Source organism: Pseudomonas sp. LBUM1671, from assembly GCF_059695685.1.
The window spans coordinates 4,836,434-4,852,068 of the sequence record NZ_CP166782.1; the positions used below are offsets into that span (position 1 = coordinate 4,836,434).

Here is a 15,635-nt window from a genome sequence, read left to right on the forward strand (position 1 = left end):
AAAAAACGTTGTTACTGCACTGCAGCTTCCTGAACAACACGAATAACCCGCTGTGGAAACGGAATATCGATACCGGCCGTTTTCAAACGATCCCGGGACTGTTCGTTAAACATGAACATCACATCCCAGTAATCCGCCGTCTTCACCCAAACACGCAGCGAAACAGTGATCGAACTGTCACCCAGCGTAGAAATGACGGCCTGCGGAGCCGGCTCAGTCAGAATACGTTCATCCTTGGCCAGATCCAGTAACACTTCACGGGCCTTCTGCAGGTCCGCTTCGTAATCAACGCCCACATCGAACACTACTTTGCGGGTCGGCTGACGGTTAGTGTTGGTGATGATACCGTTCGACAAGTTGCCGTTAGGCACGATGATGGTTTTGTTATCGCCTGTGCGCAGCACGGTGTGGAAAATCTGGATACTGTCGACCGTACCGGCAACGCCTTGGGCTTCGATCCAGTCACCGATGCGAAACGGACGGAACAACAGAATCAGCACGCCGCCCGCGAAGTTCGCCAGACTGCCCTGCAAGGCCAGACCGATGGCCAGACCCGCCGCACCGATGGCCGCCACGAACGAAGTGGTTTCCACGCCGATCATCGAAGCTACGCTGACTACCAGCAAAACCTTGAGAATAATGTTCGCCAGACTGCTGATGAACCCTTGCAGCGCGAGGTCGGCATTACGCAACGCCAGCAGACCACCGAGCTTTTGCGCCACTTTGCTGATCAACCACCAGCCGACGGCCAGCGTTATGACCGCCAGCAACACACGGCTGCCGTACTCCATGATCATCGGAATCCAGGCTTGGGAGGCCTTGACCAGGTTGTCCACTTCGGTATTCAAATCCATCTACTTTCTCCTGATTCCCGGCCATCCGGCACGCGAAAAATAAGCGGCAGAAAAGCCCCGCCGGGGTTAAGCACAATCCAGTGTGGGAGCGGCGGTGCGGCGATCCGACTTGCTCGCGAAAGCGGTGTGTCATTCAACAGTGATGTCGACTGATACGCCCTCTTCGCGAGCAAGCCCGCTCCCACAGGTTCCCGCATCAGTCGCGGAAGTTGTTGAACTGCAGCGGCATGTCGAAAGTCTTGGCGCGCAGGGCCGCGATGGCTTCCTGCAAATCATCACGTTTCTTGCCAGTGATGCGCACTTGCTCGCCCTGAATGGCAGCCTGGACCTTGAGCTTGGCGTCCTTGACGTGAGCGACAATTTTCTTCGCCAGCTCTTTGTCGATGCCTTCCTTGAGGACGGCTTCCTGTTTCATCAGCTTGCCCGATGCGTAGGCATCCTTGACCTCAAGGCACTGCACGTCGATCTTGCGCTTGACCAGGGCCAGCTTGAGGATCTCGATCATCGCTTCGAGCTGGAAGTCAGCTTCGGCGGTCAAGTTGACGGTCAGGTCCTTTTCCTTGAATTCAAAGGTGCCCTTGCCTTTCAGGTCATAACGGCGATCGAGTTCCTTGACGGCGTTCTCGACCGCGTTGGTGACTTCGTGTTTGTCCAGTTCGGATACCACGTCGAACGACGGCATGTAATCTCTCCAATAAAAGGCGCGCTCAATAGCGATGGCGCGCGCTTGGCTTGCGGTTAAAATCGGGCTCATTATAACGGGTCTTTTCCAACCGATACTGCGAGCCTCCACATGCCTGCGCCAATCCGAGTAAAAAGCTGATGTCCACCACCTGGCATGTATTGGGCGCCGGCAGCCTCGGTACGTTATGGGCTACCCGTCTGGCGCGGGCCGGGGTGCCGGTCCGGTTGATCCTGCGCGATGAGCAACGCTTGCAGGCGTATCAGGCGGCCGGCGGGTTGACGTTGGTGGAGCACGGTGAGGCCAAGACTTACGAAATACCGGGAGAGACACCGGACAGCCTCGAGCCAATCAACCGTCTGCTGGTGGCCTGCAAAGCCTACGATGCCGAAAAAGCCGTCGCACAACTGGCATCGCGCCTGACGCCTGATGCCGAGCTGATCCTGTTGCAGAACGGCCTCGGCAGTCAGGACGCCGTCGCCGCCCAGGTTCCGCAGGCCCGTTGCGTATACGCCTCGAGCACCGAAGGCGCGTTTCGCGATGGTGACTGGCGTGTGGTGTTCGCCGGTCACGGCTACACCTGGCTGGGAGATGCCGGTCATCCAGTCGCGCCGATTTGGCTGGATGACCTGACGGCTGCCGGTATTCCTCACGAGTGGAGCACCGACATCCTGACCCGGCTGTGGCGCAAACTGGCGCTCAACTGTGCGATCAATCCACTGACGGTGCTGCACGATTGCCGCAACGGCGGCTTGCAGGAACACCGTTGCGAAGTCGCCACCCTCTGTGGCGAACTGACCGACTTGCTGGAACGCTGCGGTCAGCCGGCAGCGGCCCAGGACCTGCAACAGGAAGTCGAACGGGTGATCCATGCCACGGCGGCCAACTACTCGTCGATGCACCAGGACGTCGCGAGCCAGCGCCGGACCGAAATCAGCTACCTGCTGGGCTATGTCTGCAAAGTGGCCTCGCGACACCAACTGAACCTGCCCCACCTCAATCAATTACAGCAGCGACTGATTACCCATCTTCAAAGCCTTGGATTGCCCAGCGACTGAGCACCGGCTACGCTGGCCACTTGTTCCTTTTCAGCGATGAACCTGATGCCATTGCGCCAGCGTCTCGAAAACCTTCCGGTCGGCCAGAAACTGCTGGCCGCCCTGCTCGTGCTGTTGATCACCATCCTGCTGGTCGCCAACCTGACCTTTATCAGCGCCGCGTATTACATCTCTCAGGAAAGCATGGCGCCCCAGGCCTTGCAGACCATCGGCCGACTGGTGTCCAACCCGAGCCTGGTGGCCGACGCCTTGAAGTCGCCGCAAAGCGCCGAACGCCTGCTCAACGAACTCAACAGTTATTCACCGCTGCGGGCGGCGGCCTTGTATGACGGCAAGGGTGAGCGACTGGCGCAGTTGCAGCATGGCGACAAGTTGCACCTGCCGGAACGTTATCGGCACATTGAATCCTGGCAGGCCACCGAGTTTCGCAGCAATCAAGTGATCACCCTGCCCCGCCCCGGCACCGCGCCGGGCCATCTGTTGTTAGTGGCCAGCAGCGAGTTGCCGATGGCGTTCTACACCGGGACCCTGACCGCCAGCCTGGGCATTCTGATCTTCAGTGTGCTGTTGTGGCTGGTGATCGCCCGGCAGATCAAACGCCTGATTACCCGGCCGATCCATCAGCTCGAAGAACTGTCCCGGCAAGTGACCCGCGAAGAGAACTACGCCCTGCGCGCCTCCCGTGGCAACCACGACGAAATCGGCAGCCTCGCCGAGGCCTTCAACACCATGCTCTCGCGGATCGAAGCCCGGGAGCAGCAGCTCAAGCGTGCCCGGGATGACTCACAGGCGGCTTACGATCAGGCGCAGGGCCTGGCCGAAGAAACCCGCCACACCAATCGCAAACTGGAACTCGAAGTCCAGGTGCGCAGCAAGATCGAGAAGAAACTCACCGGTTTCCAGAACTACCTCAACAGCATCATCGACTCCATGCCGTCGGCCCTGATTGCCCTCGACGAGCAGCTCTATGTGACCCAGTGGAATCAGGAGGCCAGCGCCCTGTCCGGCACCCGTCTGGACGAAGCCTTGAACCAGCCGATCTTCCTCGCCTTCGAACCCTTGAAGCCATTTCTGCCGCAGCTCAAGCAAACCGTCGAGCAGCACACCGTGGCGAAGATCGAGCGCGTGACCTGGTTCAAAGATGATGAACCCAAGCACTACGCCCTGACCTTCTACCCGCTAATGGGCGGGGCCGGGCGCGGTGTGGTGATCCGGATCGACGACATCACCCAGCGTCTGTCTCTGGAAGAGATGATGGTGCAGTCAGAAAAAATGCTCTCGGTCGGTGGCCTCGCCGCCGGTATGGCCCACGAGATCAACAACCCACTGGGCGCGATCCTGCACAACGTGCAGAACATTCGGCGACGCCTGTCGCCTGACTTGCCGAAGAACCTCGAACAGGCCGAGCTAGCCGGCATTTCCCTGGACACGGTCAACAAATACCTGCAATTGCGCGAAGTCCCGCAGTTGCTCGATGGCATTCAACAGGCCGGCGCCCGGGCAGCGAAGATCGTCACGCACATGCTCAGCTTCAGCCGGCGCAGCACCCGGCAAATGGCCCCGTGCGACCTGCCGGCGCTGATCGATCAGGCGGTGGAAATCGCCGGTAACGACTTCGACCTGGCCATCGGTTTCGACTTCAAGGGCCAGGCGATCATCCGTCAGTTCGACCCGGCGCTGGGCCCTGTGCCCGGCACGGCCAACGAACTGGAACAAGTGCTGCTCAACCTGTTGAAAAACGCCGCCCAGGCGATTCACCAACGTGAAGACGACAGCGAACCTGGACGGATCATTCTGCGCACCCGGCTGAATCCGCCGTGGGCCGAAATCCAGGTCGAGGACAACGGCATCGGCATGAGCGAGAACGTGCGCAAACGCACCTTCGAACCCTTCTTCACCACCAAGGAAATCGGTCAGGGCACCGGTCTTGGCTTGTCGGTTTCTTATTTCATCATCACCAATAACCACAAGGGTCAGATGGAAGTGCAATCCACACCCGGCCAAGGCACCTGCTTTACCTTGCGTCTGCCACTGGCGGGCAGCCCCGTCATCTCCCAAGAACTCAATCAGCTATCGAGGTAACCCATGGGCTTTCGCTTGTCGAAGATCTACACCCGCACCGGCGACAAAGGCGAAACCGGACTCGGCGATGGCCGCCGCGTCCCCAAGGACCACCCGCGGATCGAGGCCATTGGCGAGGTCGATACGCTGAACAGCCAGGTGGGCGTGCTGTTGGCCGGGTTGGTGGCAGAAAGTGCGGCGTATCCGGGTTTGAACGAGGTGATTGAGGTTTTGGCGCCTTGCCAGCATCGGTTGTTCGACTTGGGTGGCGAGTTGGCGATGCCGGTGTATCAGGCGCTGAATGCAGCGGAAATCGAACGGCTGGAAGCGGCGATCGATCTGTGGAATGAGGAGTTGGGGCCGCTGGAGAATTTCATTCTGCCGGGGGGGTCAGCGCTAATTGCCCAGGCCCATGTGTGCAGAAGCCTGGCGCGTAGCGCGGAGCGACGGTGCCAGCAGTTGAATGGGATTGAACCGTTGGCCGGGGTTGGCTTGGCGTATATCAATCGGTTGTCGGATGTGTTGTTTGTGGTGGCGAGGGTGATTGCCAAGCACCAGGGGGTTGCCGAGATTTTATGGCAGGCAGCCGCTAAACCTCAGGAATAATCGGCGTCTCTCTGGCGGTCTTCGCGAGCAAGCCCGCTCCCACATTTGATCGCATTCCATCTGGAAGAACTCGGTCAACTGTGGGAGCGGGCTTGCCCGCGAAGAGGCCGGCAGCATCACTGAAAATTCAAGCCTCTGGCCAGAACGCCCGAATCCCCGCCACACCTTGAGCTCCAACGTCCCAAGCCTTTTGCTGCTCTGCCGGGCCTACGCCACCGAGCAAAAACACTGGTTTGCTGAAACCTTCGATCAACGCCGTAGCCTGCTCCCAACCCAGCGGCAGCGCATCCGGGTGAGTCTGGGTCTTTTGCACCGGCGACAAGGTCACGAAATCCACCCCCATCTGTTCAGCCAGCGCCAGCTCTTGAGCATTGTGACAAGACGCCGCCAGCCAGCGCGACGCCGGTAGCGGTCGACCCGCTGCCGCGTATTTGCGCAATTGCGCGGCCGTGATGTGCCAGCCGGCGGACGGGAAGTCGCCAAGCCACTCGAACGGGCCCTTGATCATCAATTGCGCCTTGCCGGCACACAACCCCGCCGCATCCACCGCCAGATCGCGGTACTTCGGATCGTAGCCGTTGGGCGCGCGCAGCTGGATCAACTTGATGCCACCAGCGATGGCTTTCTGGATACCGCGCAGCAAGGCCGGGGTTTCCAGGTCTTCAGGCGTTATCAAATACTGCGCAGGCAAACGTGCAGCCGCAACGATCGGCTGGTTGGCCGCCGGGAACTCGTAGTTCAGCAGATCACGCTGAGCCACCCATTCCAAAGGCTGGCCTTCGGCGCCGTGGGGTTCGCCGGTAAAGTCCGAGACTTCCCAAACGTCCAGCAACACCTGTTTGTCCGGGTAATCGTGGCGGACTTTGATCAACGGTCGCGCGGCGCTCACCACAATACCCAATTCCTCCTGGAGCTCGCGAGCCAGAGCGGTTTCGACGGATTCGTCGTCCTCGACCTTGCCGCCTGGGAATTCCCACAAACCGCCCTGGTGCTGGGTGTCGGCGCGACGTGCGATCAGGATCTTGCCACTGCTGTCACGGATAACGGCGGCGGCTACGTGTACTCGTTTCACTGCCCAATCTCCTCCAGGCCTGCCTTCTGCCAGGCCTTGAACGACGGCCATTGGTAGACGGTTTCAACATAGGCTTCGTCCGCTGCCGGCAACTTCACCTGATACGTGCGCAAGCGCACGGCAATCGGTGCGAAGAAGGCATCGGCGAGGGTCGCGCCGCCAAACAGGAACGGACCGGTTTCAGTGGCGGCCGCACGGCATTCAGCCCACAACGCCAGCATGCGTTCGATATCCGCCTGCACCTCTGGAGGTGTCGGCGACAGTGGTGCATCGCGGCTCAGGTCGAACGGCATATTCCCGCGCATGGCAAAAAACCCGGCGTGCATCTGCGCGCAGGCCGAACGTGCCTGGGCACGGGCGGCGGGGTCTTTGGGCCAGAGACCGGCGTCGGGAAATTGCTCGGCCAGGTATTCGGCAATCGCCAAAGAGTCGGCGATGGTGCCGTGTTCGGTTTTCAGCAACGGGACTTTGCCGGTCGGCGAGTGCTTGAGCAGCCGTTCGCGGGTGTCTGGTTGATTCAGCTTGATCAGTTCTTCGGTGTAAGGGGCGCCGGTGAGGTCGAGCGCCAGAGCGCCGCGCAGAGACCAGGAGGAAAGCAGTTTGTCGCCGATGATCAGGTGGAGGCTCATGTTCGGGACCTTTTGATGAGGGAAGCGGGCCAGTCTTGTGGTGACTGACAGTCCGTCATCGCGGGCAAGCCCGCTCCCACAGGGTTAGCGCAGGTCATGTGGGAGCGGGCTTGCCCGCGATGCGGGCGACTCGGTCTTATGTGCGGTATTCGGCGTTGATCTTCACGTATTCGTGGGACAGGTCGGTGGTCCAGATGGTTTCGCTGCAATCGCCGCGACCCAGTTCGATACGGATGGTGATTTCTTCCTGCTGCATCACCGCCGCGCCCTGGGCTTCGGTGTAGGTCGCGGCGCGGGCGCCACGGCTGGCGATGCAGACTTCGCCGAGGAACACGTCGATCTTGCTCACGTCCAGGTTCGGCACGCCGGCACGGCCGACGGCGGCGAGGATGCGGCCCCAGTTCGGGTCGGACGCGAACAGCGCGGTCTTGATCAGCGGCGAGTGCGCCACGGTGTAGCCAACGTCCAGGCATTCCTGATGATTGCCGCCGCCGTTGACTTCGACGGTGACGAACTTGGTCGCACCTTCGCCGTCACGCACGATGGCCTGGGCCACGTCCATGCAGACTTCGAACACAGCCTGTTTCAGCTTGGCGAACAATTCGCCGCTCGCTTCGGTGATTTCCGGCAGCGCTGCCTGACCGGTGGCGATCAGCATGCAGCAGTCGTTGGTCGACGTGTCGCCGTCGATGGTGATGCGGTTGAACGACTTGTTCGCACCGTCCAGCAGCAGGTTTTGCAGCACGTCGCGGGCGACTTTGGCGTCGGTGGCGATGTAGCCGAGCATGGTCGCCATGTTCGGACGGATCATGCCCGCGCCTTTGCTGATGCCGGTGACGGTGACGGTCACGCCGTCATGCTGGAACTGGCGGCTGGCACCTTTTGGCAAGGTGTCGGTGGTCATGATGCCGGTGGCGGCCGCTTCCCAGTTGTTCACCGACAGATCATCAAGGGCAGCCTGTAAAGCACCTTCGATTTTCTCGACCGGCAGCGGCTCGCCGATCACACCGGTGGAATACGGCAGCACCAGGCTGGCGTCGACGCCGGTCAGTTCAGCCAGTTTGGCGCAGGTGCGCTCGGCAGCGGCCAGGCCAGGTGCGCCGGTGCCGGCGTTGGCATTGCCGGTGTTGGTCAGCAGGTAACGCACCGGGCCTTGCACGCGTTGCTTGGCCAGAATCACAGGTGCTGCGCAAAACGCGTTCAGGGTGAACACGCCCGCGACCGTGGAGCCTTCGGCGCAGCGCATGACCACGACATCCTTGCGCCCCGGGCGCTTGATGCCGGCCGAGGCAATACCGAGTTCAAAACCGGCAACCGGGTGCAACGTTGGCAAAGGACCAAGACCAACAGCCATGAATGCGCTCCTTAATAAATGATGTCAGCACCGCTTTCAGGAAGAACGGTGGTGTAAATGGCAAAACGCCGCGACGGCTGATGCCGGTCGCGGCGCGGGTATTTCAGCGATTGAAACGGGGTTTACTGGATCTGCCCGTGGCAATGCTTGAATTTCTTGCCCGAACCGCAGTAGCACAGTTCGTTACGGCCCAGCTTCTGTTCGTTGCGTACCGGTGCGGTGGCGAGAGCTACATCGACCTCTTCACCGAGCAGTTCCGGTTGCTCAAGACCTGGCGCCTCGTCGTGCTGGAACTGCATGCGCGCGGCCAGTGCCTCGGCTTCCTGACGCAGGCGTTGCTCTTCTTCGATCGGATCTTCGCGGCGAACCTGAACGTGCGACAGCACACGGATCGAGTCGCGCTTGATCGAATCCAGCAGCTCGGAGAACAGCGTGAACGACTCGCGCTTGTACTCTTGCTTCGGGTTCTTCTGCGCATAACCACGCAAGTGGATGCCGTGACGCAGGTGATCCATGGTCGACAGGTGATCTTTCCACAGGTCGTCCAGAACACGCAGAACGATTTGCTTCTCGAAGGTGCGCAGCGCATCGGCGCCGGCCTGGTCTTCTTTCTCGTTGTAGGCAGCGATGAGCTCCTGCATCAGCTTCTCGCGCAGGGTTTCTTCGTACAGGTGATCGTCTTCGTCGAGCCATTTCTGGATCGGCAACGCCACACCGAAGTCGCTCTGCAACGCCGCTTCCAGACCGGCCACGTCCCACTGCTCAGGCAGCGATTGCGGTGGAATGTGCGCGCTGATGGTTGCGTTGAGCACGTCCTGACGGAAGTCGGCGATGGTTTCACCGATGTTGTCGGCGGCCAGCAACGTGTTACGCATGTGATAGATCACTTTACGCTGTTCGTTGTTGACGTCATCGAACTCGAGCAGTTGCTTGCGAATGTCGAAGTTGCGGCCTTCAACCTTGCGCTGGGCCTTCTCGATGGCGTTGGTCACCATGCGGTGCTCGATCGCCTCACCGGACTGCATGCCCAGGGCCTTCATGAAGTTCTTCACCCGGTCAGAGGCGAAGATGCGCATCAGGCTGTCTTCCAGCGACAGGTAGAAACGGCTGGAACCGGCGTCACCCTGACGACCGGCACGACCACGCAGCTGGTTGTCGATACGGCGCGACTCGTGACGCTCGGAAGCGATCACCTGCAAGCCGCCCGACTCCAGCACTTGCTGGTGACGTTTCTGCCAATCGGCCTTGATCTGGGCAATCTGCTCAGGGGTCGGGTTTTCCAGGGTCGCGACCTCCACTTCCCAGTTGCCGCCCAACAGAATGTCGGTACCGCGACCGGCCATGTTGGTGGCGATGGTCAGCGCACCCGGACGACCGGCCTGGGCAATGATCTCGGCTTCTTTTTCGTGGAACTTGGCGTTCAGGACCTTGTGTTCGATGCCTTCCTTCTGCAGCAGCGCAGACATGTGCTCGGACGTTTCGATGGTTGCAGTACCCACCAGCACCGGACGGCCCAGGGTCATGCATTCCTTGATGTCATTGATGATCGCCGCATATTTCTCTTCGGCGGTCAGGAACACCAGGTCGTTGTAGTCTTTACGCGCCAACGGCTTGTTCGGCGGGATCACCATCACCGACAGACCGTAGATCTGGTGGAATTCGAACGCTTCGGTGTCCGCGGTGCCGGTCATGCCGGACAGCTTGTTGTACAGACGGAAGTAGTTCTGGAACGTGGTCGAGGCCAAGGTCTGGCTTTCGGCCTGGATGTTCAGATTTTCCTTGGCTTCGATGGCCTGGTGCAGGCCTTCGGACAGGCGACGACCCGGCATGGTACGACCGGTGTGTTCGTCGACCAGGACGACCTGGCCATCCTGCACGATGTATTCGATGTTGCGATTGAACAGTTTGTGAGCGCGCAGACCGGCGTAAACGTGGGTCAGCAGGCCCAGGTTGTGCGCCGAATACAGGCTCTCGCCTTCAGCCAGCAGGCCAACGCGGGTGAGCATGTCTTCGATGAACTGGTGACCGGCTTCGTTGAGTTCGACCTGACGGGTCTTCTCGTCAACGGTGTAATGGCCAGCCTTGGTGACTTCGCCTTCCACTTCTTCGACGTGCAATTCCAGCTGCGGGATCAGTTTGTTGATCTCGATGTACAGCTTGGAGCTGTCCTCGGCCTGACCGGAAATGATCAGCGGGGTACGGGCTTCGTCGATGAGGATGGAGTCGACTTCGTCGATCACGGCAAAATTGAGTTCGCGCTGGAATTTTTCTTCCATGCTGAACGCCATGTTGTCACGCAGGTAGTCAAAACCGAATTCGTTGTTGGTGCCGTAGGTAATGTCGGCAGCGTAAGCCAGACGTTTCTCTTCCGGCGGCTGGAACGGCGTGACAACACCGACCGACATTCCGAGGAATTCGTAGAGCGGACGCATCCAGTTGGCGTCACGACGGGCCAGGTAGTCGTTCACCGTCACAACGTGCACGCCCTTGCCGGACAATGCGTTGAGGTAAACGCCCAGTGTTGCCACCAGGGTCTTGCCTTCACCGGTACGCATTTCCGCGATCTGGCCTTCATGCAAGGTCATGCCGCCGATCAGCTGGACATCGAAGTGACGCATACCCATGACGCGCTTGCCGGCTTCGCGGGCGACCGCAAAGGCTTCGGGCAGCAGCTTGTCGAGGGTTTCCCCTTTGGCGATGCGGGCCTTGAACTCGTCTGTCTTGGCACGCAATTGATCGTCCGAAAGGGCCACCATTTGCTCTTCGAAGGCATTGACGAGTTGCACCGTCTTGAGCATGCGTTTGACTTCACGCTCGTTCTTGCTTCCAAAAAGTTTCTTTAACAAAGGCGCAAACATATCGGCAGGATCTTCCACACTAAAGGGATGGAGGGCGGCCCCGTGAGTCGCCCGTGCAGCCCTCATGGCCGCATGCGAACGAGCATTCTACCCGGAAACGATGGTGAGGAAAGTGGCGTTGTTCCACGATGCATGCACTGCGCTATAACGGGGCTCACTTAAAATAAGGGCTTTTTACTGAACTTCAAGCCATTCGCGGCAGAAGTTACTTGTTGATTTAATGGGTAAAGCGCTCGCAAAGCAATGGGTCGGGTGCCGGTGGTGCTTTCTGCTACCATGGCGGCTCTGTTACTTCAGGTGTCTGATCATGGCATTTCGCCCTCTCACGGCCAGAGCACCCGCCGTTCTGCTTCGCGAAGCCAAACCGCTGAAAGCCATTTTTGGCCATGCTCAACGCCTGGGTCATTTACAACGCCTGCTGGAAAGCCAGTTACAGCCTGCCGCGCGCGAGCATTGCCATGTGGCCTCGTGGCGCGAAGGCAGTTTATTGCTGATCGTCACCGACGGTCATTGGGCCACCCGCCTGCGTTATCAGCAAAAGCGTCTGCAACGCCAGTTACAGATGTTCGACGAATTCGCCAGCCTGACGCGGATTCTGTTCAAAGTGCAGCCGCCTACCGTTCAGCAAGGGGCAGCGGGCCATACCATCAGTTTGTCGACGGATGCCGGCGCGACCATTCAGGCCACGGCCGATGGCATCAGCGATCCGAATCTGCGAGCAGCGCTGGAGCGGCTTGCGGCGCACGCCAAACCCAAGGAATGACACAAAACCCAATGTGGGAGCGGGCTTGCTCGCGAAAGCGGTGTATCAGTCACAGTTGATGTCGACTGAAACACCGCTTTCGCGAGCAAGCCCGCTCCCACATTTGGACCGTGCCCGCTGGCTATCGGCGTTTGCTGCCGCCGAGCAGCGAGCCCATCAGGCCGCGTACCAGCTGTCGGCCCAATTGATTGGCCGCCTGGCGCATCGCCGATTTCAGCGCCTGCCCCGCGGCTGTACCGAGGAATTCCCCGGCCTTGTCGGTAAAGCTTGGCTCTTCGGCGGCCGGTTTACCCGGAACGGCGTCGGGCTCCGGCGCCAACCCTTTGCGCCCCATCAATATTTCATACGCCGATTCCCGATCAACCGGCTTGTCATACCGTCCCTTGAACGGCGACCCGGCGATCAGCATCGTGCGTTCGGTTTCGGTCAGTGGCCCGATCCGCGATTGCGGCGGGGCGACCAATACGCGCTGGACCATCTCCGGCGTGCCTTTGTCCTGCAAAGTGCCGACCAGCGCCTCGCCGATCCCCAGCTCGGTCAGCACCGACAAGGCATCAAACGCCGGGTTCGGCCGGAAACCTTCGGCTACCGCGCGCAGGGATTTCTGCTCCTTGGCGGTGAAGGCACGCAAACCGTGCTGGATGCGCAGGCCGAGCTGGGCCAGCACGTCATCCGGCAAGTCGCCCGGTGATTGCGTGACGAAATACACGCCCACACCTTTGGAGCGAATCAGCCGCACCACCTGCTCCAGGCGATCCTGCAACGCCTTGGGCGTGTCGGCGAACAACAAATGCGCTTCGTCGAAAAACAGCGCCAGCAGCGGTTTGTCCGAATCGCCCCGCTCCGGCAGTTGCTCGAACAACTCGGCCAGCAACCACAGCAGGAACGTCGCATACACCTTCGGCGCTTCGTGGACCAGACGACTGGCGTCCAGCAAGTGGATGCGCCCACGGCCATCGGCCGTCGGTTGCAGAATGTCTTCGAGTTGCAGCGCCGGTTCGCCGAACAGCGCCTCGGCGCCTTGTTGTTCCAAAGTCGCCAGACGCCGCAACAGCGCCTGACTGGAACCGGTGGTCATCAGCGCCGCGTCGTCCCCCAGCAATTCAGGGTTGTCACGCAGGTGATTGAGCAGCGCCTTCAAATCCTTGAGGTCCAGCAACAACAGCCCTTCGCGGTCCGCCACCTTGAATGCGGCATACAGCGCCGACTGCTGACTGTCGGTCAACTCCAGCAGGCTGCCGATCAACAACGGCCCCATTTCACTCAAGGTTGTGCGCAATGGATGACCGGACTGACCGTGAATGTCCCACAAGGTGACCGGATAGGCCGCCGGTTTGTGGTTCAGCCACGGCATCCCGGCAATCCGCTCGGCGATTTTGCCTTGCGGGTTGCCGGCGGCACCCAGGCCACACAGGTCGCCCTTGATGTCTGCGGCGAACACCGCGACGCCAGCATCGCTGAAGGCTTCGGCCAGACGCTGCAACGTGACGGTTTTACCGGTCCCGGTAGCGCCCGCCACCAGACCGTGACGGTTCGCCAGGCGCATGGCCTGAGAGATTGGCTGGCCGGTCAGGTCGGCGCCGATAACGAGTTGCAATGAGTCAGGCATTTTGTCACCCATGGTTAATCTTTGATCCTGCACGGCCGATACAATTAGTTGTGAGACCAATCCGAAAATAGCGTCGGTAATTCCCTAAGGAGAGGATGGAAATATCAGCTTTTTTTCAACATTGCCCATTTAGCGTGCCTTTATAAAAGCACGCTCGGGACATTAAGACCTTAGCGGAACCCCAAGCCATGAACAAAAACCTGCGCTTCAGCCATAAAATTTTGCTTGCCGCCGCCCTCATCGTCATTGCCGCCTTCGCCTCGTTCACACTGTACAACGACTATCTGCAGCGCAACGCCATTCGCGAAGACCTGGACAATTACCTTAATGAGATGGGAGACGTCACCGCCAGCAACATCCAGACCTGGCTGGCCGGTCGTATCCTGCTGATCGATAACCTCGCTCAAAATATCGCGGTCAATCCTGAACAGGCCAACGTCGCCAGTCTGCTTGAGCAGAAAGCCCTGACGTCGACCTTCATGGCGTCCTACCTGGGCGATGCCACCGGCAGCTTCACGATTCGCCCCGACGCCAAAATGCCCGCCGGCTTCGACCCTCGGGTACGCCCTTGGTACAAAGGCGCCGAAAGCAGCAGCACGGCGACCCTGACCGAACCTTACATCGACGCGGCCACCGGCCAGACCATCATCTCCATCGCCACCGCCTCGAAAAAGGCCGGGCAAAGCGTGGGCGTGGTGGGCGGCGACTTGAGCCTGCAAACCCTGATCGATACCCTCAGCGCCCGTGACTTCGACGGCATGGGTTATGCCTTCCTGGTCAGCGCCGACGGCAAGATCCTGGTGCACCCGGACAAAGCCCTGGTGATGAAGTCCCTGAGCGAGGCGTACCCGAAAAACACCCCGCGCATCAGCAGCGACTTCACTGAAGTGGAGGTCGACGGCAAGACCCGCATCGTCACGTTCACGCCGATCAAAGGCCTGCCATCGGTCAACTGGTACATCGGCCTGTCGGTGGATAAAGACAAAGCCTTCTCGATGCTCAGCGAATTCCGCGCCTCGGCGGTCGTCGCGACGATCATCGCCGTGGCAATCATCATCGCCTTGCTGGGCATGCTGATCCGCATCCTGATCCAGCCGCTGCACGTCATGACTCGCGCCATGGAAGACATCGCCGACGGCGAAGGCGACCTGACCAAGCGCCTGACCATCGTCAACAACGACGAATTCGGCGTTCTCGGCACCGCGTTCAACCGTTTTGTGGAACGCATTCACGGTTCGATCCGTGAAGTGTCCTCGGCCACCGGCCAGGTCAACGAAGTGGCCCTGCGTGTGGTCGCCGCGTCGAACTCGTCGATGTTCAACTCCGACCAGCAAGCCTCGCGCACCAGCAGCGTGGCCGCAGCGATCAACCAGCTCGGTGCCGCCGCTCAGGAAATCGCCCGCAACGCCGCCCAGGCGTCCAGTCAGGCCAGCGATGCCCGCAGCCTGGCCGAGGACGGCCAGCAAGTGGTGGATCGCAGCATCAAAGCGATGAATCAGCTGTCGAGCATGCTCAGCGCTTCGAGCACCAACATCGAATCGCTGAACAGCAAAACAGTGAACATCGGGCAGATTCTCGAAGTGATCACCAGCATCTCCCAGCAAACCAACCTGCTGGCGCTCAACGCTGCGATTGAAGCAGCACGTGCCGGTGAAGCCGGACGGGGTTTTGCCGTGGTGGCCGACGAGGTGCGCAACCTGGCGCACCGCACGCAAGAATCGGCGCAGCAGGTACAGACCATGATCGAGGAGCTGCAAGTCGGCGCCCGTGAATCCGTCAGCACCATGAGCGACAGCCAGCGCCACAGCCAGGACAGCGTGGAAATCGCCAACCTGGCAGGCGAGCGTTTGAACAGCGTGACGTTGCGTATTGGTGAGATTGACGGGATGAACCAGTCGGTGGCGACGGCGACTGAGGAACAGACGGCGGTGGTGGAGTCGATCAACGTCGACATTACCGAGATCAATACGCTGAATCAGGAAGGTGTGGAGAACTTGCAGTCGACGTTGCGGGCGTGTTCGGACCTGGAGCAGCAGGCGGCGCGGCTTAAGCAGTTGGTGGGCAGTTTCCGTATTTAGTGTCTGATAGG

12 protein-coding genes and 1 pseudogene are annotated in these 15,635 nt (G+C 60.1%); 6 read left to right on the forward strand and 7 right to left on the reverse strand.

What is annotated here, in order from left to right; genetic code table 11:
* Nucleotides 1–11: 11 nt before the first annotated feature.
* Nucleotides 12–854, reverse strand: coding sequence for a mechanosensitive ion channel family protein (locus ACA060_RS22395; RefSeq protein WP_109634302.1), 843 nt, complete (start codon nucleotides 852–854; stop codon nucleotides 12–14).
* Between the two features lie 196 nt (nucleotides 855–1,050).
* On the reverse strand, nucleotides 1,051–1,536 hold the full coding sequence (locus ACA060_RS22400) for a YajQ family cyclic di-GMP-binding protein (RefSeq protein ID WP_007906601.1): 486 nt from the start codon (nucleotides 1,534–1,536) through the stop codon (nucleotides 1,051–1,053).
* Nucleotides 1,537–1,676: 140 nt separating this feature from the next.
* Between ACA060_RS22400 and ACA060_RS22405 the strand changes: the two genes are divergently transcribed.
* The 3 genes from ACA060_RS22405 to ACA060_RS22415 are packed head-to-tail and all read left to right on the forward strand — an operon-like array spanning nucleotide 1,677 to nucleotide 5,261.
* Entirely contained in the window at nucleotides 1,677–2,594 is a 918-nt protein-coding gene (locus tag ACA060_RS22405; RefSeq protein WP_109634304.1) for a putative 2-dehydropantoate 2-reductase, read from the forward strand.
* Nucleotides 2,595–2,639: 45 nt separating this feature from the next.
* Nucleotides 2,640–4,676, forward strand: coding sequence for a sensor histidine kinase (locus ACA060_RS22410; protein ID WP_109636187.1), 2,037 nt, complete (start codon nucleotides 2,640–2,642; stop codon nucleotides 4,674–4,676).
* Nucleotides 4,677–4,679: 3 nt separating this feature from the next.
* Nucleotides 4,680–5,261 (forward strand): cob(I)yrinic acid a,c-diamide adenosyltransferase, encoded by a 582-nt coding sequence (locus ACA060_RS22415; protein WP_497313248.1) that lies wholly within the window; start codon nucleotides 4,680–4,682, stop codon nucleotides 5,259–5,261.
* 127 nt (nucleotides 5,262–5,388) lie between these two features.
* On the opposite strand, the gene ACA060_RS22420 is transcribed toward ACA060_RS22415, so the two are convergent.
* From ACA060_RS22420 to secA, 4 genes are all read right to left on the reverse strand, one after another.
* Complete coding sequence (locus ACA060_RS22420; protein WP_497313250.1) at nucleotides 5,389–6,333, reverse strand: Nudix family hydrolase; 945 nt, start codon at nucleotides 6,331–6,333, stop codon at nucleotides 5,389–5,391.
* Nucleotides 6,330–6,962 carry a glutathione S-transferase family protein gene (locus ACA060_RS22425; protein WP_497313252.1) on the reverse strand — a complete coding sequence of 211 codons (633 nt, stop codon included), beginning with the start codon at nucleotides 6,960–6,962 and terminating at the stop codon, nucleotides 6,330–6,332. The genes ACA060_RS22420 and ACA060_RS22425 overlap by 4 nt, the downstream gene beginning before the upstream one ends.
* A 136-nt stretch (nucleotides 6,963–7,098) precedes the next feature.
* Nucleotides 7,099–8,316, reverse strand: coding sequence for a bifunctional glutamate N-acetyltransferase/amino-acid acetyltransferase ArgJ (argJ, locus tag ACA060_RS22430; RefSeq protein WP_497313254.1), 1,218 nt, complete (start codon nucleotides 8,314–8,316; stop codon nucleotides 7,099–7,101).
* A gap of 122 nt (nucleotides 8,317–8,438) precedes the next feature.
* Complete coding sequence (gene secA / locus ACA060_RS22435; RefSeq protein ID WP_109634312.1) at nucleotides 8,439–11,174, reverse strand: preprotein translocase subunit SecA; 2,736 nt, start codon at nucleotides 11,172–11,174, stop codon at nucleotides 8,439–8,441.
* A 307-nt stretch (nucleotides 11,175–11,481) separates the two neighbouring features.
* Between secA and ACA060_RS22440 the strand changes: the two genes are divergently transcribed.
* On the forward strand, nucleotides 11,482–11,937 hold the full coding sequence (locus tag ACA060_RS22440) for a DUF721 domain-containing protein (RefSeq protein WP_109634314.1): 456 nt from the start codon (nucleotides 11,482–11,484) through the stop codon (nucleotides 11,935–11,937).
* Nucleotides 11,938–12,058: 121 nt separating this feature from the next.
* Here ACA060_RS22440 and ACA060_RS22445 read toward each other — a convergent pair whose 3' ends face one another.
* Nucleotides 12,059–13,546 carry a helicase HerA-like domain-containing protein gene (locus ACA060_RS22445; protein ID WP_109636189.1) on the reverse strand — a complete coding sequence of 496 codons (1,488 nt, stop codon included), beginning with the start codon at nucleotides 13,544–13,546 and terminating at the stop codon, nucleotides 12,059–12,061.
* Between the two features lie 188 nt (nucleotides 13,547–13,734).
* Here ACA060_RS22445 and ACA060_RS22450 point away from each other — a divergent pair.
* Both ACA060_RS22450 and ACA060_RS22455 read left to right on the forward strand, forming a co-directional pair.
* Nucleotides 13,735–14,766 (forward strand): annotated as a pseudogene (locus ACA060_RS22450) (HAMP domain-containing protein); the annotation flags it as partial.
* A 93-nt stretch (nucleotides 14,767–14,859) separates the two neighbouring features.
* A complete protein-coding gene (locus ACA060_RS22455; RefSeq protein WP_427701491.1) occupies nucleotides 14,860–15,624 on the forward strand; it encodes a methyl-accepting chemotaxis protein in 765 nt (254 codons plus the stop codon).
* Nucleotides 15,625–15,635: the final 11 nt, after the last annotated feature.